Origin of the sequence: Anaerobacterium chartisolvens (assembly GCF_003337415.1) — a bacterium.
Taxonomy (GTDB): Bacteria; Bacillota; Clostridia; order Acetivibrionales; family DSM-27016; genus Anaerobacterium; species Anaerobacterium chartisolvens.
Genome location: NZ_QPJT01000015.1, coordinates 1 through 23,928, shown reverse-complemented (window position 1 = coordinate 23,928; position 23,928 = coordinate 1). Strand labels below are relative to the sequence as shown.

Below are 23,928 nucleotides of genomic sequence, written 5' to 3'. Positions count from 1 at the left end.
AGCTCTAAGGACTAAAAATTTAATTTATAGTAATTATTTTTATTAATTTACTTTAAAGTAATATAAAAACATTTTTAGCTTATTTCTTAATAGTAATTGTGTTTTTTTTGTAGAGAAATAGCTGTATATTAAAATTATTTAGCAGGAGCAATATATGGAAAAAGTAAAGCTTTTTTGTCTTCCGTATGCTGGGGGATCAGCATCAGTATTCAATAAATGGAGAGCATATCTTGACAGCCGAATCGAGCTGGTACCTTTAGAGCTTGCAGGAAGAGGACGAAGAATGAACCAGCCATTTTATGACAGCGTTCATAAGGCCGCAGATGATATTTACAGCAGCATATCCCAAGGTCTTGACGGGTGCAGGTATGCATTTTACGGACATAGCATGGGAACCGTTATCGTATATGAGTTATGCATGAGGATCGTGCGAAATGGAAAAACAGGCCCTTGCCATGTTTTCGCTTCGGGACGCTATGCTCCGCATATCAAAAAAAATGAAAAGGATCTGCACGCACTGCCTGAGTCCCAGTTTAAAGAGGAAATATTGAAAATAGGCGGCACGCCGAAAGAAATATTCGAGGATCCGCAGCTTACGCAGATATTTTCTCCTATTTTAAGAGCCGATTACAGGATTATTGAATGCTATAAACATGCTGAAAGCAATATAAGGCTTAGCTGCCCTATAACGGTGCTTAACGGAAGAACCGACACTATTACTCATGGACTTGATCGGGAGGATAATATGCTTGGCTGGCCCCAATACACCTCCAATCTCTGTAAAATGCATGAGTTTGATGGGGGGCATTTCTTTATATTCGATTATATTAAAGAGATTGCAGATATTATAAACAGTGGTATTGAAGAATAAATGTAAGGGGGGGAGCATATAGTGCCGGACAGTGGTTTGTCTTTTATTATTTTGGGAGTATTGGCGATAGTAACCTTGGTTACGCTCTACTATTTTATGCTTCTGATAAAAGAGGTTATTAAGGGGCAGCGACGCTTTGAGTGGAAAGGGGCAAAGGGGGTGGGAACCATTATTTTGTCTCTCGCGCTTATGTCACTGTTTGCTTATTGCATGTACAGAGCGCCGTATATACTGTTTGACGGAATGTCCTGGGCCTTTATACAGCAATTGGGCCCTCAAATTATGATAACTGCCGTAGCCTCACTGGCTATAGCGATACCTGTCTTTTACCTGTACTTCCTTGCCGGGTACTTCTTCCCAAAGCCTGATGACAAGCCATTCTTTATGATAATCGTACTGAGCGTGGTAAGCGGAATGGGAAATTCTCTTATTATTTTCATTATAAACGCCACCTTGAACAGGAGCATAGATGCCGAAACCAGAAGGTCGGGAATTGAAAGCGGGCTGTATATATACTTTATACTGGGAATCATTCTTTTTACAGTAAGCGCAATGGTTGTAAGGAAGAAGCTGATTACCATTACCAGCAACGTGGTGTATGACAAAAGGATGGAAATAATAAACAAGCTTCTTAAAGCCCCGTTTTATAAGTTTGAATCCCTTGAGGAGGGTAAAACCTCGGCGGCATTAAATAACGACACCGAAACGGTCAGCGGGGTCGTCAACATGATTGTCAACGGTCTAACGGGGATAATAACCATGGTGACGTGCTTTATATATCTGGGGACATTGAATTTATACGGAATGCTTTTCTCAATACTGGTAATTTCCCTTGCGGTATTCCTTTTTATACAGGTCAGCCGCTCGGCAGAGAAGATATTTGAAAAAAACAGGGATTACCAGACTATTTTTTTCAGGCATATAAGTGATCTGGTGAAAGGCTTCAAGGAGCTTTATATAAACCGCAGGAAAAGGGTTGAGTTCAGGCAGGACATGCAAAAAAGCTGTGAAATCTACAGGGATACGCGTGTGGAGGGTGAGTTCAAGTTTATAGGAGTATCCATTCTTGGAGAAATAATGTACATATTTGTAATAGGCATAGTGGTTTTTACCTTCCCCTTCATATTTGACAATATACAGGGGAACACACTGAGAAACTATGTTACGGTATATTTATACATGGGAGGAATAGTAAATCAGGAAATATTCCTTATTCCCTCTCTGGTGAGGGTTCTTGTAAGCTGGAGAAGGATAAAGGATTTTATAAGGGAAATATCCGAAATGGAGGAAGAGGCGGTACTTCCCCAAGCCGTAAATACTCAAGGAGAATTGCAGATAGAGCTCAAGGGAGTAAAATTTGAATATAAAAATGAAAGCGGAGAAAATTTTACTGTGGGGCCTATTGATTATACCTTCAGGTCAGGTGAAATAGTATTCATTTCCGGGGGTAACGGAAGCGGAAAGTCTACTCTGGCAAAATTGATTACCGGACTTTACAGACCCGATGAGGGAGAAATAACAGTAAATGGAGAAAAGGTGGATTCCGAGGTGCTGGGATCGAATTTCTCCACTGTTTTCAGTGATTTTCATCTTTTTGACAAGCTGTATGGAGTGGAGTATGAGCAAAAGCACGATGAAATACAGAAATACCTTGAGGTTCTAAGAATAAGTGACAAGGTAAGCATTAACGAGGGGGTATTCAGTACGTTGAAGCTCTCTACAGGCCAGAGAAAAAGGCTGGCGCTTCTTGTAAGCTACCTTGAGGATCGCCCCGTATGCCTTTTTGACGAATGGGCAGCCGATCAGGACCCTGAATTCAGGAGATTCTTTTACAAGGTGCTCCTGCCCGAGCTAAAGGCAAGGGGTAAGGCGGTTATTGCAATAACTCATGACGATAGCTATTTTGCAGATACCGACAGGCATATAAAAATGGAAACGGGAAGGATAGTACAGCCCCGGAAGGAAGCGGATATAAAGGATACGGTACTTGCGGGGGCGTAAGACTATTTGAAAGGAAGAGCTTATTATGCTTAAAAGAATGCTTGGAGGCATTGTGGCACTGGTACTGATTTTTCAGGTCGGATGCAGCAAGGAGATAGCTGTTGTCACAGGAGAGAGCAGCTATCAGGAAAAAGGTGTTTCTATTACCGATAAGGGAAATTATTTTGATGTGGTGCTTGATTATACCGCGGGGTTAACACGCCGCCAAATGGGAGAAGCCTTCGGGAGGGCAATACTTAAAGCGGTTCCCAATTATGAGGCGCTGATAGATTCATATATTGCCGAGAACCTAAGCACATATGAATATCCTTACAGCCTTTTAAGAGCTGAGGATGTAATGCCGCAGATGAATGAAGACTATAAGGAGGAAATTGAAGGGCTGGCGGATGCTTTTTCGGGAGGGAAAGAAAATGTCCGTGGCGACAATAAAATTTCCAGAGATGAGATATATCTCTTTAACCTCTTTACGGATGTTGTGCGCGGTACTCAATGCTGCTATCTGGCCGTTTCAGGAGACAGATCCTCTACGGGAAGCACTATAGCAGGGCGGAATCTGGACTGGTTCGGAGGGCAGGATAACCAGCTTCCAATCATTCAGTCCATTATAACCATGAGGTATACCGACAAAAAGCTTTGCTCAGTGGGGTATTTGGGGTATATTGGAATACTGACGGGCTTCAATGACGATAAGGTGTTTGCCGCCATTGTAGACTCTCAGTCGGGAACTCCTTACAGCTCGCTTGGAATACGCTCTTATGCTCTGGATCTCAGATTTGCTCTGGAAAGCACAAACACCATGGAGGATGCGTGTGAGTTTATGAGAGACCCTTCAAAGCTTTACGGGGTCAATCACATTATCGGTTTTTCAGATCCCGTTAAATCAGTAATTTTAGAAAATAATTTTACGGGAGACGGTCTGGATTTAAAGCGCGTAAAGCGTTCCGTCAGAACCTCGGAGTCGGCTCTTAATAAAGGCATATCATGGGGAATAGACAATGCTGTGGGAACGGTAAATTCATTTTTACTGTATGGAAACCATGACAACCATAAGCCCAATAAATACAATACAAAAAGATGGCAAAACATGAAGAGAGAGCTTTTGGAGAAGGGCGAGGATGTAACTGCGGAGGAGCTTAAGGATGTTATATCCTACAAAAAGGGAAAATCACCCGGTACTTTTTCAGACAGTGGGGATTTATACAACAAGATGACGGTTCAGATGGTGGTTTTTGAACCCGAAAGCCTGTCTTTGGAGGTGTTTTTCCGACCCAGAAATATAATAGACAACCCTGAAGTCCCTGTGTTTGAAAAGATTCCTGTATTCTGGCAGGAGGATGGACCGTAGCAATAAAATTAATGGGGGGATTTATATATGATAGACAGCGGCATATTATATTCAATTGCGGCAGGGTGTTGGGCGGTTGCCCTGCTGATAGCGGTACTGCTGGTATTGCTGATATCAAAAATAGCCGGTGGCAAAAAACGGTTTAAGGCAAAGGGAATTAAAGGGATAATAGTATTTTTAATAGCTACTGCGGTGGCAGGCTATTGTGCATATTACATTTATCATTTACCCGATACTCTGTATTACTACGGAACTCCATGGGCCATGGTGGAGGAAATAGGGCCCTCCGGCTTTATGGAGGCTGTGATGGCATTATCTGTGCTTATTGGAGCCGCATATATATACGCAATGGTAAAATTCTATTTTGTTAAAATTTCCGGCGGTACTTATAAGGAGAGGTGATCACTTTGAAAAAGGTTGTCGGTATGTTTGCCGCATTTGCATTGATGCTTCAAATGGGATGTGGCCCTGCAAAAGACACACTGGCTGTAAAGCCCTCATTTGAGGAGGAGGGTGTTTCCATTGTTGACAGAGGCAATTATTTTGACGTTACGCTTGATTACACCACAGGGCTGACTCCCAGACGAATGGGAGAGCTGTTTGGAAAGGCAATTCTTCAAATGGAGCCGGAATATGAGTCTTTAATAGACTCTTACATTGCCGAGAACATCAACAAGAATGACTATCCCGGTTCGTTCAGCCGTGTTGAAGACTTAAAGCCCCAGCTTGAGCAAAGCTATAAAGAAGAAATTGAGGGAATAGCGTCGGCTTTTTCAGGAGGGAATGAAAATAAGAGAGCAGACGGTAAGCTTTCCTTAGACGAGCTGTATCTTTTCAATTTGCTTCCTGATGTGGCAAGAGGCACCCAGTGCAGCTTTATTTCTGTTTTCGGAGAGAGCTCCGAAACAAAAAGCACTATAAGCGCGAGAATTCTCGACTGGTATGGAGGGAGCAAAAATCAGCTTCCAAGGATTCAAGGGGTTATAACAATAAAGCATCCCCAAAAAAGCATATGCTCAATCGGCTACATGGGGTATATTGGGATAATAACAGGATTAAATGACAGCAAGGTGTTTGCCGCAATACTTGATTCACAGTCCGGAGCTCCATACTCATCGGAGGGAAGGAGATCCTATCCGATGGATTTAAGATATGCACTTGAAACACAGGACACCTTAGACTCCGCGGCAGAGTTCATGAAGGAACACTCTGAGCAGCATACTATAAACTACCTACTGGCTTTTTCAGATGAAAAGGAGAGTAAGGTTCTTGAAAACAATTTCAGCGGCACAGGAACAAACGGCAAGGAGGTTCGGTGTGAGCTGAGAGGCTGGGACTCCAAGCTTAATGACGGAATAACCTGGGAAATGAAAAATGCTGTCGGAAGCGTTAATTCATTTATGCTTTATGGAAATAAGGACAATTATTCAGACAATAAGTGCAACACTAAAAGATGGGAAAACATGAAGGCAGAGCTCGGCAAAATGGGGCCTGTCGTCACACCTGATGAATTGAAGGAGGTTGCTTCCTTTAACGGAGGCTCACCGGGAGCATTTTTGGACAGCGGCGATTTGTATAATAAAATGACACTTCAAATAGTAGTATACCAGCCGGAAAGCTTTGAGCTGGATGTTTTTTTCAGGCCTCAGGAGTCCAGAAAAAATCCTGACAAGCCTGTCTTTGAAAAAATACAAATATTTAATTAAATATTATATCTGAAAAGAGGGTTTTGTTATGTCTGCTCATGAAACTTTAACAGAGCTTATTATTTCCAGAAAGGATGAACATGAAAAGGGAATAACCTTTATACTGGGCGAGACAAACGAAAGGTATGTTTCATATAAATCCCTGTACGATGCCTCCTTAAGCTTGCTGTATAAGCTGCAGAAGGCTGGCTTTAAGCAGGGGGATCAGGTTATTTTCCAAATAGATGACAATGAAAAATTTGTTTATTCCTTCTGGGCCTGTATTTTGGGTGCCATGATACCGGTTCCGGTATCCCCCGGCACAAATGATGAGCATAAAATGAAGCTTTTTAAAATATGGGAGGTACTGGATAACCCATGTATGCTTGCCTCAAGGGATTTTATGCTCAAGCTTGAGGGCTTCGCCGATAAAAAGGGACTTCAGGAACAAATGGCTTCCATAACAAAAAGGACTGCTTATGTCGAGGATATGGAGAACGGAGGAGAGCAGGGGGAAATCCATAGCACAGGCCCTGACGACATGGCTTTCGTACAGTTTTCCTCGGGTTCCACCGGGGAGCCTAAAGGGGTTATAATAACCCACAAAAATGTAATTGCAAACTTAAGCTCAGTTATAAAATGGACGGGTATAAATTGCTGTGACACAGGGCTAAACTGGATGCCCCTTACGCACGACATGGGACTGATAGGAACCCATATAAAGGGCGTTCTGGCCTGCATGAACCAGTACAACATGCATACCCAGCTTTTTATAAGGCACCCCTCTCTGTGGATTTCCAAGGCCAGCGAGCATAATGTCACAATTACATATTCCCCCAATTTTGGATACAAGCATTTCCTTAAATTTTTTAACGAGGATGTTAAAAAAGATTGGGATTTATCTGGTATAAGGCTTATATACAATGGGGCTGAGCCTATTTCTGCCGGTCTGTGCAATGAGTTTTTAGACAAGCTGTCCGGGTATGGCTTAAGAAGAAATGCCATGTACCCCGTATATGGCCTTGCGGAAGGAACAATAGCAGTAACCTTCCCGCATATGGGGGATGAGCTTAGGTGCGTCACTTTAAACAGGGAATATCTAAAAATAGGACAGACTGTGAGAGAGGCTACGACGGAAGACATAAGGGCTGTTACCTTTGTCGATGTCGGCTTACCTATTTATGACTGCCGTGTAAGAATATGCGGAGAAGACAATAACGATCTTGGCGAAAACAGGATTGGGAATATACAAATATCGGGAGCCAATGTTACCTGCGGGTATTACAACAACCCCGAGGCTACAAGGCAGGCCATTACCGGCGACGGATGGCTGAATACCGGCGATTTGGGCTTTATGAGGGATAAGCGCCTTGTCATAACAGGGCGGGCAAAGGATGTAATATTTGTAGCGGGACAAAATTTCTATTCTCATGATATTGAGCGTGCAGCGGAGGAGATTGAAGGAGTAGAGCTGGGAAAAGCGGCGGCTGTGGGAATATTTGACGAGGGATTGCAGTGTGATCGTATTGTAATGTTTATTCTTTTTAAACAGAAGGCGGAAAGCTTTATGCCTCTGTCGGCCGATATAAAGAGGTGCATAGGTGAAAAGACGGGAATAGAGGTATCGGACGTTATTCCGATAAAAAGTATGCCCAAAACCACCAGTGGAAAAATACAGAGATATAAGCTCAGGGAGAGCTTTTTAAACGGAGAATACGATGCAATAAGGGCCGAGCTTAACAGCCTTATGGACAGCGACATCAGAAACAGAGTAATAGAGCCTCCTAAAAATGATACAGAGAAAAGGCTTGTTGAGGTATGGTGTGACATACTGGGCTATTCCAGAGTTGGAACGCGTGACAGCTTTTTTGATCTGGGAGGGGATTCTCTTAAAATCACACGCGTCATTTCACGAATAAGGGATCTTTTCGATGTTGAATTAACTCAATCGGAGTTTTTTGAAAATCCCTGCATAGAAGCGCTGGCGTGCATTATTGACGGTGCAGGCAAAAATAAATCTGGAGGCAGCGAAAGCATAAAGACCTTTCTGCCGGACACAGGCAGGCTGCCCCTTTCCTTCGGACAGAAGAGGCTGTGGTTCCTTGACCGCTTGAACAGCGAAAGCCCCCAGTACAATCTCTATACTGCGCTTAGGCTCAAAGGAAGTCTTAGGGCAGATTTGATGGAGAAGAGCGTGTGCATGGTTATACAAAGGCATAAAATTCTCTCGTCGTCATTTTATGAAGAGGACGGCACGCCTGTACAATTGTTGAATAAAGAATATGAATTCAGGCTTGATATGGATGACATCAGCCATATGCCCCCGGATGAAAGACAGAATAAGGCGATGGAGCTGGCTGAAGATGTTGCGTCAAGGCCGTTCCGGCTTGACACCCCTCCTCTTGTAAGGGGAAGGCTGATCAGGCTTTCGGAGGACGAGCATTTACTGGTGCTTGCGGTACACCATATTATCTTTGACGGGTGGTCCTTCGGAATTTTGCTTAAGGAGCTTTCACAGTACTATGAAGCGGCTTTAGAAGGAAAAGACGCAAAGCTTGCGGATTTGGACATACAGTATGCCGACTTTGCCCGTTGGCAGCTGCAAAGAGCAGAGGGTGAGGAAACAAAACAGCAGCTTGAATTCTGGAAGACCAAGCTTTCGGGAGAGCTGCCGGTACTGGAGCTTCCCATAATTAAGAATAGGCCCGCAATACAGCAGTATACAGGGGCTAAACTCACCGCCTCCATACCCGGTTCTATGGTGAAAAAACTGCAGGTGCTTGCAAGAAGAGAAAATTGCACTCTTTTTATGCTGCTGCTTGCCGCTTTTAAGCTTCTGCTTTACCGTTACACCGGGCAGCAGGACATTATAGTGGGATCTCCTGTAGCCAACCGCAACAGGAAGGAAATCGAGGGACTTATAGGCTTTTTCGTAAACAATATGGTGCTGCGCACGTCATTTTCGGCGGGGGATAAATTCTCGGAGCTGTTAAGCAGAGTAAAAAAGGTGACGCTGGAGGCGTATGCGAATCAGGATATACCGTTTGAAAAGCTTGTGGAGGAATTAAATATACAGAGGGATATGAGCCGCAACCCTTTATTTCAGATACTTTTCAGTCTTCAAAACACTCCGTCGCAGGGACATGTGTTTTCAGAAATGAACATCTCAACCATGGATATGGACAGCGGCTTTGCACGGTTTGATCTATGTGTAGACGTAAGGGATGCCGGAGATTCTCTGGCGGTGGATTTTGAATATAATACATCACTGTTTAACACTGAGGATATTGCGAGAATGGCAGGGCATTATAAGCAGCTCTTAAAGGGCATTTGCGCGTCTCCCGACGAGTATTTGGATGGGTATGAAATTCTAACTCAGCCGGAAGAGCTTATGCAGATTGAACAATGGAACAGGACGGAGCTGGACTTGGGAGATGTGAAATGCTGGGTTCAGCTATTCGATATGCAGGCGGAGAGATCTCCCGAGGCATTGGCGGTTATAAGCCGCGACGGGTCAATGACATACCGGGAACTGAGCAGCCGTTCCAATAAGCTGGCGAACTATCTCATTGAGTCGGGCGCGGGCCGCGAAACGGTAGTTGGCGTATATATGGACCGAACTCCGCAAATGCTGGTGGCACTGCTTGGAATACACAAGGCGGGAGCGGCGTACCTTCCGATGGACCCTATATTTCCTAGTGAGCGTATTGCATATATGCTGGAGGATGCGCAGACAGGCATAGTTTTAACCCAAGAAGCACTGGCAGACACACTCCCGGATCATAACGCCAAAATTATTTGTCTGGACAGAGAGTGGCAGGCAATAGATATGCATTACCCGGAGGTTAATGTGTGCAAAGGAGAGAGGGAGAGCCTTGCATACCTTATTTATACATCGGGCTCAACGGGAAAGCCAAAGGGAGTCCAGATTGAGCAGTATGCCCTTCTGAATTTTCTGGTATCTACCGCGCAAAAGACAGGGCTGAAGGACAGAGACAAGCTTTTGGCTGTTACCACATTATCCTTTGATATTGCGGGGCTGGAGCTGTTTATGCCCCTCATAGCCGGTGCTAGTGTAGTCCTCGCGGCAAGGGATGATACATCAGACGGCAGCAGGCTTACAGAGCTTATGGATAAGCATCGCATAACCATTATGCAGGCCACTCCTGCCACATGGAGAATTATACTTCAGTCGGGCTGGAAGGGAAGCAAAACGCTCAGAATACTCTGCGGAGGCGAGGCATTGCCGGAGGAGCTGGCGTTTAAGCTTGCGGACAGGTGCGGGTGCCTTTGGAATATGTATGGCCCAACCGAAACCACAATATGGTCTTCAATGGAGCAAATAGCAAGCGGACACGCTGTGACAATAGGTAAACCAATAGGAAACACAAAGGTGTATATATTAAATCCCATGATGAGGCATATGCCGGTTGGAATTCCCGGAGAATTATATATAGGCGGGGACGGGCTTGCCAGAGGATATCTTAACCAGCCTGAGCTGACGCGTGAGAGGTTTGTTCCAAATCCGTTTGTTAACGCATTGGGGGCACGCATATACAAAACAGGGGATCTGGTGAGGTTTCTTAAGGACGGGAGAATGGAGTTTGTAGGGAGGCTTGACCATCAGGTAAAGATAAGGGGATTTAGAATAGAGCTGGGAGAGATTGAGTCTCTTCTGTGCCAGAGCCCTTCTGTCAAGCAGAGCGTTGTTGCGGCGAGGGAGGTAATACCGGGGGAGAAGTCTTTGGTTGCATATATAGTGCCTCATTCGGGGTATGATGCGGGCAGCCTTGATGCATCCTTGCTGCGAAAGCTGCTTAAAGAAAAGCTTCCCGATTATATGATACCCTCCGCTTTTGTAGTAATGGAGTCCTTCCCCATGACCCCGAACAGAAAAATTGACCGCAAGGCCCTCCCTATGCCGAAAAGCCTTGGAAGTTTATCCGAAGAAGAGTATGAGGCTCCTTCCAATGAGACAGAGAAGCAAATTGCAGACATATGGAGGGATGTGCTAAAGCGTGACGCCGTAGGAGTCAATGATAATTTTTTCGATCTGGGAGGCCATTCCCTGCTGCTTGCACAGGTGAGAAGCAGGGTGGAAAAGCTTTTGGGCAGGGATATACCTATGCTTGAGCTGTTCAAATATCCCACTGTCCATACCTTGGCGCAATATCTGGATGGAAAGTCCCGCACGGCAATAAATGTTCCTTCTGCAAATGCAGCCGAAGCAAAAGAAACGGAAGGTCAGGATATAGCGGTAATAGGCCTAAGTGGGAGATTTCCCGGGGCGGCAAATATAGATGAATTCTGGAGCAATCTTGAGAGGGGCGTAGAATCAATATCCCGTTTTACCGATGAGGAGGTTATTGAAGAGGGAGTAGATCCCGACATGCTGGACAGGCCAGAATATGTAAAGGCATGGGGAATCCTTGACGGAGTGGACAAATTTGATGCGTTGTTCTTTGGATATAACCCGAGAGAGGCCGCGGTACTGGACCCTCAGCAGAGAATATTCCTTGAGGAGTCATGGAGGGCGCTTGAAAATTCGGGATACGATTCGGAGAAATACAATGGCTCTATAGGAGTATTTGCAAGCACCGGAATGAATACCTATATAAAAAACCTGTCGGGTGGGGAAGGAAGCGAAGGGCTTGCTAACGATTATCAGATCATGATAAGCAATGATAAGGATTTTCTGGCCACCAGAGTAGCATATAAGCTGAACCTTGAAGGGCCAGGGATGACGGTGCAGACGGCGTGCTCCTCCTCTTTAGTTGCAGTCCATCTTGCGTGCCGCAGCTTAAACAGCGGGGAGTGCGATATGGCTCTGGCAGGAGGAGTAAGCGTAAGACTTCCGCAGAAAAAAGGCTATATGTACCAGGAGGGAATGATACTTTCTCCTGACGGGCACTGCCGCGCGTTTGATGAGAAGGCAAAGGGTACTGTGGGAGGAAACGGCGCGGGGGTTGTAGTATTAAAAAGGCTGGATAAGGCTGTCAGGGACAGAGATAATATATGGGCCGTTATAAAGGGCTCGGCAATAAATAACGACGGCTCTATGAAGGTAGGCTACACCGCCCCGAGACTGGACGGACAGGCAAGGGTAATACATGAGGCACAGAGGAAGGCCGGAATTGATCCCGCTACAATTACATACATAGAAGCACACGGCACGGGAACTCCTATGGGAGATCCAATAGAAATAGAAGCATTGAAGCAGGTGTTTGGTACTTATACCGATAAAAGAAATTTCTGCGCGGTGGGCTCTGTAAAAACAAATATAGGGCACCTTGACTCTGCTTCCGGTGTAACGGGGCTGATTAAAACGGTGCTGTCACTTAACAAGGGAAAAATCCCGCCCAGCGTGAATTTTTATAAGCCCAACCCCAAAATTGATTTTGAAAACAGCCCGTTTTTCGTAAACGCGGCTCTTGCCGAATGGAAAAGCGGAGAAGATCCTCGCCGGGCGGGGGTAAGCTCCTTTGGGATAGGGGGTACAAACGCACACGCGGTGCTTGAGGAGGCTCCCAAGGCACAGCCGGACGCCGCCGGAGACGGAGAGTACCTTATAGTGCTTTCGGCTAAGACCGGCACAGCCTTAGATGCCATGAGCAAGGAGCTTGCGGAGTTTTTGAGCAGCAACGAAGGTATTAGCATGGCGGACGCCGCCTATACCCTTCAGGTGGGAAGAAGAGAGCATGAAATCAGAAGGTTTTTAGTGTGCGCTTCGCGTGAGGACGCAATAGAGATATTGTCAAATATGAGTGCCGGGTCTAAAAGGGCTTTTGACAACAAGGATAATAAGGGGACATACGGCACAGAGACTATCAGGAATACGCAAGGAGACTCCCTTGAGGAATTGGGCCACAGGTGGCTTGCGGAAGAAGGAATTGACTGGGAAAAGCTGTATGAGGGGCAAAAAAGAAGGCGCATACCGCTTCCGTCATACCCATTTGAAGGGAAGTCATACTGGACATCCGCTCCTATGAAAAATACAAGGCAGAATATAAATGCAAAAAAGAAAAAGGATATTGACGAATGGTTTTACACCCCTGTATGGAAGCAGTCTGTGAGGGATGTGCCATACAGCTCTTCCACCGCTGTGACAGACGGCAGGTCAATGCTTATTCTGGCAGAGGAGGGCAGCTTCACAGAAAGGCTTACGGAACTTTTGGCTTTAAAAGGGGACGGCATTATTATTGCATCTGCCGCTTCGGAATATAAGAAAATATCGGAAAATACTTACCAGTTTAACCCCAATTCACCTGCCGATTATAAATCACTGCTCCATGAAGCTGGAAATTCAGGGGGCAAGGGATGCATTGTGGTAAATCTTATGGGAGTAACGGGTGACGCTGACGGCTGCGGGGACGAGAATTATATAGAATGCGGGGAGAGGTTGTTCTACAGTATGCTGTATACCGCACAGGCATATGGAGAGCTGGGCTGGAAATGTCCTGTGGACATCAAGCTAATATCGGATCATCCGGGTGATGAATTGGGCGGCAGGCGCATATGCACGGGAAAAGCCATGTCAATGGGGCCGTGCAGGGTTATACCTATAGAATACCCCGCAATAAAATGCAGTGATATAGGCTTTGTAATGCCCCGGAAGGACAGCCGGTATTTAGACGAGATGCTTAAACAGTTGGCAGCCGAAATATATTCCGAGACTAAGGAGGCTCAGGTTGATTACAGGGGAACCGAGAGGTGGGAGCTGGCCTATGAAAGAGTGCCGTTGCACGGCAACAACGGCGATGCCATAGCACTTAAGCCCAAAGGGGTGTATTTGATTACGGGAGGACTTGGGGGGATAGGGCTTGCACTGGCGGAGCATCTTGCCCAAGAGGCTAAGGCAAGGCTTGTGCTTGTGGCCCGGTCACAATTTATTGAACGGGAAAAATGGGAGGATTGGCTTCAGTCAAAAGGCCCGGAGGATAAGGTGTCAAAGGTAATACAGAGGCTTACCGCATGTATAGGCAAGGGAGCCGACCTGCTTATATGCAGTGCCGACATCACAAGCCCTGAAGCTCTGCGGGACGTGAGAAGGCAGGCTCAACAAAAATTCGGCAGCATAGACGGCATTTTCCATGCGGCCGGGATACCGGGCGGCGGAATGATCCAAATAAAAAAACGTGAATTTGCGGAAAAAGTACTTGCTCCCAAGGTAAGGGGAACAGTTGCCATTCATGATGCTTTTAAGGATGAGAAGCCCGATTTCTTTATATTCTACTCTTCGCTGAACGCACTGACGGGAGGCTTCGGACAGGCGGACTACAGTGCGGCAAATGCGTTTATGGATGCGTTTGCAAGGCAGAATGATTCACATTATGGAACAAGGGTCATTTCAATAAACTGGGACAGGTGGCCCGGCACAGGAATGGCGGCGGCAACCTCTTCCAAGCCTCAAAGCCTCCATCCGCTGCTGGGGGACAGGCTTGCTCACAGCGAGCAAAAGACGGTATATATGACCCAGATGTCCCCTGAAAGCCATTGGGTTCTTTCTGAGCATTTAGTTCTGGGCACGCCTACAATAGCTGGTACAACCTATATTGAAATGGCGAGAGCGGCGTTTGAAGAGATAGAGGGAGGTGTGCGGAGCCGGATTGCCGATGTAATTTTTCTTTCTCCCATGGCGGTAGCTGCAGGTGAAAAACGTGATGTTTTCACTATCCTGGGCAAATCCGGGTCAGCGTACAGCTTCCAGATAGTGAGCAGGAGCCATGCTTCAAAAGGCGGTACAAACGGCTGGCAGGAGCATGTGAGAGGCACCGTTTGCAGACTGGAGGAGGAGAATTCCGGGGTGCAGGACGATTTATCCCAAATATCCTCAAGATGCCGAAGGGACATAATGCCTGAATCCGAAAGGAATAAGGCGGCCTCAGAGGAGTTTATAAGCTTTGGAAGGAGATGGAAAAACCTAAAAAGCTTTGACATGGGAAATGATGAGGCATTGGTGCAAATTGAGCTTGATGAGGAATTTGAAGGTGACATGGCGAGCTACAGGTTTCATCCCGCTGTGGCAGACGCCGCTACCGGCTCGGTAAGGCTGGCGGCGGGAGGCAGCTACCTGCCGTTTTCGTATGGAAGGCTGGACATTAATGCCGCCATACCACGTAAAATATACGCGCATATAAGGTTTAAAAATGGTTACGGCAAATCCGAGGAGATAATAACCAGCGATATAAGCATTATGAACGACAAAGGATTGAGGCTGGTTGAAATAACGGGCTTCTCAATGAAGCTCATAGGAGAGGCCGCTGCCGAGGGTATAAAATCGAGAGCGGCGGCAGCTCAAAATTCTGATTTCGCCGAACTGGAAAGGCTTTGCAGGGAAGATAAGAGGCGCAGAAATAAGAGCTTTGACGAAGGAATTTCTGTTTCAGAAGGCAATGAGGTCTTAAAACGGATTTTTAAGGGCTGCTTTAAGTATCAGGTAGTTGTGTCAACGAGGGACATACAGGAGGCCTTCCGTCAGGCGGATTATACAAACAGAGCAGGGGCAGCCGAAGGCATCACGGCAGCGGCACCGGCGCAGCAGCTTCACCCGAGGCCCGAGCTGGATAATGAATTCATACCTGCTAAAAGCGACACAGAAAAAAAGCTTGCGGAAATATGGCAAAGGATACTTGGAATAGACAGGATTGGAGTGCTTGATGAGTTTTTTGCACTGGGGGGCGACTCACTTCTCCTCATACAGCTTCACTCCAAATTAAAGGAAAGCTTTGAAACCGATATAGCGGTAGTTGACCTGTATAAATACAATACCGTGTCTTCGCTTTCAAAGTACTTGAGCGCCGGCAGCCAGGAGCAGGAAAAGCCTGTGTTTACTCAGGTAAATCAGAGAGCAGAAAAGCAGCTTGAATTACTAAAGCAGAAAAGGCAGAGAATGATACGAAAATAAGGAGTGGTTAAAATGGATAATAATTATGAAAGCAGCTCTCTCGGATCTGTCGCCATAATAGGAATGAACGGAAGATTTCCGGGAGCGGCGGATATGGATGAGTTCTGGCAGAATCTTTGCAACGGTGTCGAATCGGTGAGGTTTTTCACCCGCGATGAGCTTGAGAAGATGGGAATAGACAAGCACCTGCTGGACAATCCAAGGTTTGTGGCAGCCGACGCAATACTGGATGGAATGGATCAGTTTGACGCCTCATTTTTCGACTTTTCAGCAAGAGAGGCGGAAATAATGGACCCGCAGCACAGGCTGTTTCTCGAAAGCGCGTGGGAGGTTATGGAAAGCGCCGGCTACAGCTCAGAGCTGTATGACGGGCGAATTGCCGTATACGCAGGGGCAAACTTGAGCGGGTATATGATAAGGAACCTTTATTCCAACCCCGGTCTGGTTGAAAATGTGGGAACCTTTAAAATAATGATTGACAACTCACAGGACTTTCTGGCTACAAGAGTATCTTATAAAATGAATCTTATGGGGCCCAGCGTAAATGTAAATACACTATGCTCCTCCTCTATGGTAGCGCTTCATTTTGCGTGCCAGAGCCTTTTAAACTATGCCTGTGATTTAGCCCTTGCCGGAGGAGTCAGCTTTCAGATCTCCAGAAACGAGGCCTTCTTCTATCAGGAGGGGGGAATAGGGTCGGCAGACGGCCATTGCCGCGCATTCGACTCTAAGGCTAATGGTACGGTAAGCGGAAGCGGGCTTGCTGTGGTGGTGCTTAAAAGGCTTGAGGACGCCATAGCAGACGGAGACTATATACATGCCGTTATAAGGGGGACGGGGGTAAACAATGACGGTTCCTCCAAAAACAGCTTTACCGCTCCCAATGTTGACGGGCAGGCGGAATGTATTGCAGAGGCCATTGCAATTTCGGGAATTGATCCCGAGACTATAAGCTACATTGATGCTCACGGCACAGGCACGGATTTGGGGGACCCTATTGAAATTGCCGCGCTTACTAAGGTTTTTCGTTCATATACCGATAAAAGGCAGTTTTGCGGGATAGGCTCCGTAAAAACCAATATAGGCCATCTGGTTACGGCGGGAGGTATGGCAAGCCTTGTAAAGACTGTTCTGTCAATGAAGCATGGAATGCTTCCTCCAAGCCTAAATTTTGAAGAGCCCAACAAGAAGATAGATTTTGCAAACAGCCCGTTTTATATAAATAATATGCTGAAGAAATGGGAAACGGACGGTGTCCCGTTAAGGGCGGGAGTCAGCTCGTTTGGCATAGGGGGGACTAATGTCCACGCAATTCTTGAGGAGGCTCCCGCATCCAGGCCTTCGCAGAAATCCTTGCGGGAATGGCAGTTGGTTTCCTTTTCGGCTAAAACAGCGGCAGCCCTCGAAAAAATGAGTAACAACCTTATAAGCTATTGTGATAAAAACTCCGGCTCAGACCTTGCGGATATCGCTTTCACTCTTCATGTGGGGCGCAGGAAGTTTAATCACCGCAGGATGGTTTTATGCAGGGATGTAAATGAATTGGCCTCGCAGCTTAGAAGTCAGGGGCAGGAGGCTGTGTATTCGCGCTTTAAGAAGCCGGGGGAGCTTGAGGTGGTATTTATGTTCCCCGGTGAGGCATCAGCCTATGCAAATATGGGCTCCGAGCTGTATAAGACCGAAGCTGTGTTTCGGCAGGCGGCGGATGAATGCTGTGATATTTTTATGACATTGTCGGGAATTGATATGCGTAAGCTGCTCTACACTAGTGCGAGGCAGGCTTACGGCAGCGGATGGGATGGCGAGACCAGGCGTACTGCGGTGTTTGTTACGGAATATGCCCTGTCAAGGCTGTGGATGGAATGGGAGGTTAAGCCGGACTATCTTGTGGGCGAAGGCGTGGGAGAGTATGTTGCGGCCTGCCTGGCAGGCGTAATGTCCTTAGAGGATGCCATTGCGCTGTCATGCTGCAAGCCGGCGGTGGTACATGACAGGCTGGGAAGCCTTAAGCTCAATGCCCCGGAAATTCCGTTTGTATCTAATATCACAGGCACGTGGATAACGGATTCGGATGCACTTAGCTCGGGCTACTGGATAAGGCAGTCCGAGGGCTCGGAATTTATGAAGGGATTTGGAGAGGCATTAAACAGTTCTCACAGGATGCTTGTGGAAATGGGACCGGGGTGCAGGCTTTGCGGTGAGGCGGAAAAGCTTCTGATGCAGGATGAAGGCCAATGTGTTATAAACGCTATGCCCGGCTGTGATGATGACAGAGGAGAAGGCTTTTGCCTCTTGAGGGCAATAGGCCGGCTGTGGCTTGAGGGAGGGGCGGTAAACTGGAATAAGCTTTACGCAGGTGAGACGCGTTCGCGCATACCTCTTCCAACATATCCATTTGAAAGACAGCGTTACTGGATAGAGGAGGGAAATAGGGGAGAGGCCGCGGATAAGCCCGACGCCTTTATAGCTTCAAGTGAGGATATAAATAGTATAGGGGCCGGGTCAAAATACAGTGAGGGTACAATCACTCTTACCTTCCGGCTTGACAAGGATGTTGACCCGTTAAACGGAGAGGAGCAGAGGGACAGGCTTGAAGGCATTCTTAAATTCAAAGAGAAGCTTACCGAATTGTGCGAGGATTTTAAAAATATATGCCCTGAAATAGACGTTTCACAGGTGGGGCTGAAGGCGTGCGGCAAAGACTCAAACGCGCTGGAGGGACTTGGCTCTAAGCTGAAAAAGAGGCCGAGGCCGGAGCTGGAAACTCCTTACGTGCCGGTTGCAGATGGCATTGAAAAAACTATTGCCGATCACTGGCAGCAGGTTCTGGGATTTGACAAAGTAGGAAGGCATGATGACTTCTTTGAGCTGGGAGGCCATTCTCTGCTGGCTGCCGCCATTGCCACAGAGCTTAGCAAGGACTTTAACGTACAGATACCATTAAGGAAGCTTTTCGAGACCACCACGGTAGCGGGAGTTGCCCAGCTTATTGAGGCATACAGATGGGCGGATGAGGCCGCCGGGGAATCGGCGGCGGGTGAGGACGATATTGAGCGCGGAACAATATAAGATATTACGGCTTTAAAAAAGGTATAAAGGGGGGAGATGAGCATATGTCTACAATGGAATTTTTATCCCGTCTTCGTGATATGAGCATAAAGCTGAGGCTTGAAGGAGACAGCCTTTCATATGAGGCACCCAAGGGAGCGATAACCAAGGAGCTTTTGGGAGAAATTTCCTCCAAAAAGGAAGAAATAATGGAATTTCTTCGCCAGATTGAGCTTGAAAAGATTGCGGCTGGTAATGCTATTGTGCCTGTTCCGCGAGACGGAGAAAATAATTTTCCTCTCTCCTGCTCACAGCAGTCCATGTGGTTTTTTGATCAGATGACTAAGGGGAATCCCGTATTTAACATCTCAAATGCCGTAAGGATGTCCGGTGTGGTGGACACTGAAGCCATAAGGCTGTCTTTGGCGGCTCTGACAAAGAGATACGAGTCCTTGAGGACAACCTTTTCAAATGTAGGCGGAAGGCCCGTGCAGGTGATTAACAGTGAAATGGAAACAGCTCTGCATGAGCTGAGCTTAAAGGGCATGGGTGCGGAGAATATTGAGGAAGAGCTTAAAATAAGGCTGCGGGAAGAGGCAAGGCATATTTTTGATCTGGAAAAGGGGCCTTTGTTCAGGTTTTGCCTGTTTACACTGGATGAGAATGAGTTTGTGCTTTCATTGACAATTCACCATATTATTTCCGACGCATGGTCCAATATAATATTTGTAGGGGAATTTTTCAGTGCCTATAAATCGGTGCTGGAGGGCAAGAGTACCACGCTTGAGCCTCCTGAAATACAGTATGTGGATTATGTGCTGTGGGAGAAGGACAGGCTTGCCGGGGAAGAAATGAGACGCTCTTTGGAGTATTGGAAGAAGCAGCTTGATAAGCCTTTAACGCTCCAGCTTCCGACAGATCATGCAAGACCCAAGAGCCAGACCTATGAGGGAGGATTTCAAGCCGTAGAGCTTTCACCCGTATTAACCCAAAAGCTTAAGGGAATTTGCAATAAAGAGGGTGTCACGATGTTTATGCTGATCCTTTCGGCATTTCAGACACTTTTGCACCGCTATTCCGGCCAGGACGACATATTTACAGGTACGGTAGTTGCAAACCGCGGAAGAAAAGAGAAGGAAAGGCTTATTGGCTTTTTGATGAACACTCTGGTCCTTCGCACGGATTTTGGAGGGGACCCATGCTTTTCAGATATATTAAAGCGTGTAAAGAGGATGATGCTAGATGCCTATACTCACCAGGAGCTGCCGTTTGACAGAATGCTGGAGGAGCTTAAGCCTGAACGCGATGTCAGCAGAACTCCTCTTTTTCAGGTTATGTTTATTTTGCACAACACCCCCGAGGCACAGCTTGAGCTTCCGGGATTAAAAATGCGGCAGATAAGTGTTGAAAGCCATATGGCCCCCTTCGATCTCAGATTGCAGCTTACTGAAGGGGACAACAGGCTAAGGGGTGGGTTTGACTATAATGAGGCTCTTTTTAATCCGTCAACTATAAAGCGTATGGCAGATCATTTGCAGGTGCTGCTGGAGGCTGTGGCATCAAATCCCCTGCAGCCTGTCTCAAGGGTGGATATTATTACCCCAATGGAAAGGGAAAAGCTGCTGTATGAGTTTAATGACACTCAAGCCTTTTATCCCATGCATAGTACCGTCGCCAGCCTGTTTGAGGCGCGGGCCGGGGAGACCCCGGATAGTGTTGCTGTCATTTTTGGGGATGAAAAAGCAACCTATGGGGAATTGAACCAAAGGGCGGGGCGCATTGCCGCACTTCTGCACTCAAAGGGAGTGGGAGCCGAGAGCATTGTTGCTGTTATGCTGGAGCGTTCAATCGAAATGATTGCAGGTATAATGGCGGTTGAAAAGGCAGGAGGCGCTTATCTTCCCATAGACCCGCACTACCCCAACGACAGGATTGTATATATGCTGGAGGACAGCGGGGCCGCTCTGCTGCTGTCCCATAAAGGGTTTTCGGACATAAGCGTGCCGCAAAAAATACAAAGAATATTTGTAGAGGAGCAGCATTTGTACCGTGATTTCCCATGCCTTGAGAAGCACCATATTGACCCACGCAGCCCGGCATATGTAATTTATACGTCCGGCTCTACGGGGAAACCCAAGGGAGCGGTTATAGAGCACCATTCCCTCATTAACAGGCTTGACTGGATGCAAAAGATGTATCCCATAGACGGCAGTGATACAATACTCCAAAAGACTCCCTTTACCTTTGACGTATCGGTATGGGAAATGTTCTGGTGGTCGGCTTACGGCGCAAAGGTATGCTTCCTTGAGCCGGGAGGAGAGAAGGACCCGCAGAAAATCACCGAGGCAATTGAAAGGAATAATATTACTGTAATGCACTTTGTACCTTCAATGCTTCAGGTCTTTATGGATTACATTAAGGACTCCGGCGAGGCACACAGAATTTCATCTCTAAAGCAGGTGTTTGCAAGCGGAGAAGCGCTGACAGCTTCCCATGTGAGGCTGTTTAAGGAAACTATGGGCAAAAACGGGACGCGCCTCGCCAATTTATACGGCCCTACCGAGGCCACTATTGATGTTTCCTATTTTAACTGCTCCACACATGAGGATTTGGACACGATACCCATAGGGAAGCCTATAGATAACATACGGTTGCTTATTTTGGACAAAAACCTGCTCCTTCAGCCCATAGGGGTACCGGGCGAGCTGTGCATATCGGGAGCGGGACTGGCAAGAGGGTATTTGAACCGTCCTGAGCTTACCTCACAAAAGTTTGTTGACAATCCTTTTTTTGAAGGGCAGAAAATATACCGTACCGGGGATCTTGCCAGATGGAGAGAGGACGGCAATATAGAATACTTGGGAAGAATGGATTTTCAGGTAAAGGTGAGGGGCTTCAGGATAGAACTGGGAGAAATAGAGGGGGCAATGCTCCGGCATCCGGCGGTCAAGGAGTGTATTGTAACCGCGTGGGAAAGACGGCCGGGAAATATAAATCTGGTGTGCTATGTGGTTCCCGAAAATGAAGCCAAGGCACAGACCAACGAGCTTCAGGCCTTTTTGGAAAAGACGCTGCCTGAGTATATGGTGCCGAAAATATATGTATTTTTAGACAGTATGCCTGTATCACCCAATGGTAAAGCAGACAGAAAGGCGCTTCCGCCGCCTGTGCTGGAAAAAAAGGAGGCTTATGCCGCCCCGTGCAGTGAAACAGAAAAGGCTCTGGCAGAAATATGGAGGGAGGAGCTTGGACTTGATAATATAGGTGTCAATGACAACTTCTTTGAGATAGGCGGGCATTCTCTTCTGCTTGCCAGGGTTCACAGCCGTATAAAAAAACAGTTTGACAGGGACTTTTCGTTATTGGACATGTTTACTCATTCCACAATAAGCTCACTGGCAAAATATGTTACCGACGGGCAGGCGCAAGTGTCATTTGGGCAGAATGAAGACAGGCTTAGAAAGCAAAAGGAAGCAAAGCAGAGAAGGAAGCAAATGAGCGGAAGGGGATAGCAAAATAAGCTCCTGGCTTTATAATATCAATATATTTATTAGGAGGTAGAATTTTTATGAAAAGCATTGCCTTATTATTTCCGGGGCAGGGATCGCAGTATGTTGGAATGGGAAAGGAACTGAGCGGCCAGTTTAAGGCGGCGGCGGAGGTTTTTGAGGAGGCAAATGACTCAGTTGGGTTTGACTTACGGAAAATGTGCTTTGAAGGAAGCATGGAGGAGCTGACAAAAACCGAAAACACTCAGCCCGCCATATTAACGGCCAGTGTCGCGGCCTTTAGAGTTTACATGGAGGAAATAGGAGTATTGCCTTTATATACCGCAGGGCATAGCCTTGGGGAATTCTCGGCGTTATGCTGTGCCGGAGTGCTGTCGTTCTACGATGCCGTCCGGCTTGTAAGAAAAAGGGGATTGTTCATGCAAAGCGCAGTACCGCTGGGGGTAGGCAGCATGGCGGCGGTCAGCGGCGTATCGCGGCAGGCTATAGAGGATCAGTGCAAAAAAATATCCTCTGAGGATAAAATAGTTGTGGTGTCTAACTACAATTCACCCGAGCAGATAGTAATATCAGGGCATACGGATGCCGTAAACGCTGCGTCGGAGGACTTAAAAACAATGGGGGCAAGGGTTATACCCCTAAAGGTAAGCGCGCCTTTTCACAGCCCGCTGATGCAGCCCGCTGCGGATAAGCTTAGGGAGGAGCTTGGAGGGTATTCATACGGCAGCTTTAAATGGCCTGTAATAAGCAATGTAACGGCTGCTCCTTATGAAGGTGAGGAGAAAATTATTGATTACCTGTCAATGCAGATAGTAAAGCCGGTAAAGTGGCAGCCCTCAATGGAATATTTAAAGGAAAAGGGCATTGAGCTTGCTGTGGAGGTTGGGCCTCAGACGGTTTTAAGAAATTTAATGAAAAAGAATGTCCCCGGCATTAAAGCCGTCTCATATGAGAGCGAGCAGGACAGAAAGGCGGTAAAAGCCAGTATTTTGCAGCCTGACGGATATGGAGAGGGCCCCAAGCGCGGGATAGATATTATTACAAAATGCATTGCCATAGCGGTTTGCACCAAAAACAGCAATTGGGATAATGACGAGTATACCAAGGGGGTTATTGAGCCCTACAGAAAGGTGCAGGCAATGAAGGAGGAGATTGAAAAGGAGGGCAGACAGCCTTCGCTGGATGAGGTAAAGGAAGCGGTAAAAATGCTTATAAGTGTTTTTAATACCAAAAGGACTTCTATGGAGGAACAGGCTGAAAGGTTTAAGCAGGTTTTTCCCGACAGGGAAGAGCTTAAGGATTTTGAGGACTTGAAAATACCGGGATAAAAAACCGCCTGCACGTCTTTAAGGAGAGGATATAATGCTTGTGGGAAACAACAGCGCCAAGGGCTTTTCAGCAAACGTTAATGAGTTTGCAAAAGAGCTTGAGGCAATGAAAATAAGGCTATGGGCAGAGGATGGAGCTCTTCGGTATAAGGCGCCTGCCGGCGTCGTTTCCGGGGAGGTGCTGGAGAGCCTTAAGAGCAGGAAAAAGGAGCTTATAGAGCATCTGAGAAAAAGAGA

The 23,928-nt window shown here is 46.7% G+C and carries 10 protein-coding genes; all 10 read left to right on the top strand.

What is annotated here, in order from left to right:
• Nucleotides 1-154 precede the first annotated feature (154 nt).
• On the top strand, nt 155-871 hold the full coding sequence (locus tag DFR58_RS13130; protein WP_114298315.1) for a thioesterase II family protein: 717 nt from the start codon (nt 155-157) through the stop codon (nt 869-871).
• Nucleotides 872-892: 21 nt separating this feature from the next.
• A complete protein-coding gene (locus DFR58_RS13125) occupies nt 893-2,872 on the top strand; it encodes a cyclic peptide export ABC transporter (protein WP_114298314.1) in 1,980 nt (659 codons plus the stop codon).
• A 25-nt stretch (nt 2,873-2,897) separates the two neighbouring features.
• Nucleotides 2,898-4,217: a C45 family autoproteolytic acyltransferase/hydrolase gene (locus tag DFR58_RS13120; RefSeq protein WP_114298313.1), complete on the top strand. Its 1,320-nt coding sequence runs from the start codon at nt 2,898-2,900 to the stop codon at nt 4,215-4,217.
• A 27-nt stretch (nt 4,218-4,244) separates the two neighbouring features.
• On the top strand, nt 4,245-4,619 hold the full coding sequence (locus DFR58_RS13115; protein ID WP_114298312.1) for a hypothetical protein: 375 nt from the start codon (nt 4,245-4,247) through the stop codon (nt 4,617-4,619).
• Between the two features lie 5 nt (nt 4,620-4,624).
• Entirely contained in the window at nt 4,625-5,923 is a 1,299-nt protein-coding gene (locus tag DFR58_RS13110) for a C45 family autoproteolytic acyltransferase/hydrolase (protein ID WP_242987626.1), read from the top strand.
• A gap of 28 nt (nt 5,924-5,951) precedes the next feature.
• The gene (locus tag DFR58_RS13105) at nt 5,952-15,806 is read left to right on the top strand and encodes a non-ribosomal peptide synthetase (RefSeq protein ID WP_114298311.1); all 9,855 of its coding nucleotides are present in this window, start codon (nt 5,952-5,954) and stop codon (nt 15,804-15,806) included.
• Between the two features lie 12 nt (nt 15,807-15,818).
• Complete coding sequence (locus tag DFR58_RS13100) at nt 15,819-18,875, top strand: type I polyketide synthase (RefSeq protein ID WP_114298310.1); 3,057 nt, start codon at nt 15,819-15,821, stop codon at nt 18,873-18,875.
• Between the two features lie 44 nt (nt 18,876-18,919).
• Nucleotides 18,920-22,366: a non-ribosomal peptide synthetase gene (locus tag DFR58_RS13095; RefSeq protein ID WP_114298309.1), complete on the top strand. Its 3,447-nt coding sequence runs from the start codon at nt 18,920-18,922 to the stop codon at nt 22,364-22,366.
• 56 nt (nt 22,367-22,422) lie between these two features.
• Nucleotides 22,423-23,691 carry an ACP S-malonyltransferase gene (gene fabD / locus DFR58_RS13090; RefSeq protein ID WP_114298308.1) on the top strand — a complete coding sequence of 423 codons (1,269 nt, stop codon included), beginning with the start codon at nt 22,423-22,425 and terminating at the stop codon, nt 23,689-23,691.
• A gap of 34 nt (nt 23,692-23,725) precedes the next feature.
• Nucleotides 23,726-23,928 (top strand): TubC N-terminal docking domain-related protein (locus DFR58_RS13085; protein ID WP_147273177.1); only part of this gene is annotated, 203 nt, incomplete at its 3' end.

Coding starts and splice junctions, on each gene's coding strand:
- DFR58_RS13120 (WP_114298313.1), top strand. CDS start 2,898: ATGCTTAAAAGAATGCTTGGAGGCATTGTGGCACTGGTACTGATTTTT.
- fabD (WP_114298308.1), top strand. CDS start 22,423: ATGAAAAGCATTGCCTTATTATTTCCGGGGCAGGGATCGCAGTATGTT.
- DFR58_RS13105 (WP_114298311.1), top strand. CDS start 5,952: ATGTCTGCTCATGAAACTTTAACAGAGCTTATTATTTCCAGAAAGGAT.
- DFR58_RS13115 (WP_114298312.1), top strand. CDS start 4,245: ATGATAGACAGCGGCATATTATATTCAATTGCGGCAGGGTGTTGGGCG.
- DFR58_RS13095 (WP_114298309.1), top strand. CDS start 18,920: ATGTCTACAATGGAATTTTTATCCCGTCTTCGTGATATGAGCATAAAG.
- DFR58_RS13100 (WP_114298310.1), top strand. CDS start 15,819: ATGGATAATAATTATGAAAGCAGCTCTCTCGGATCTGTCGCCATAATA.
- DFR58_RS13130 (WP_114298315.1), top strand. CDS start 155: ATGGAAAAAGTAAAGCTTTTTTGTCTTCCGTATGCTGGGGGATCAGCA.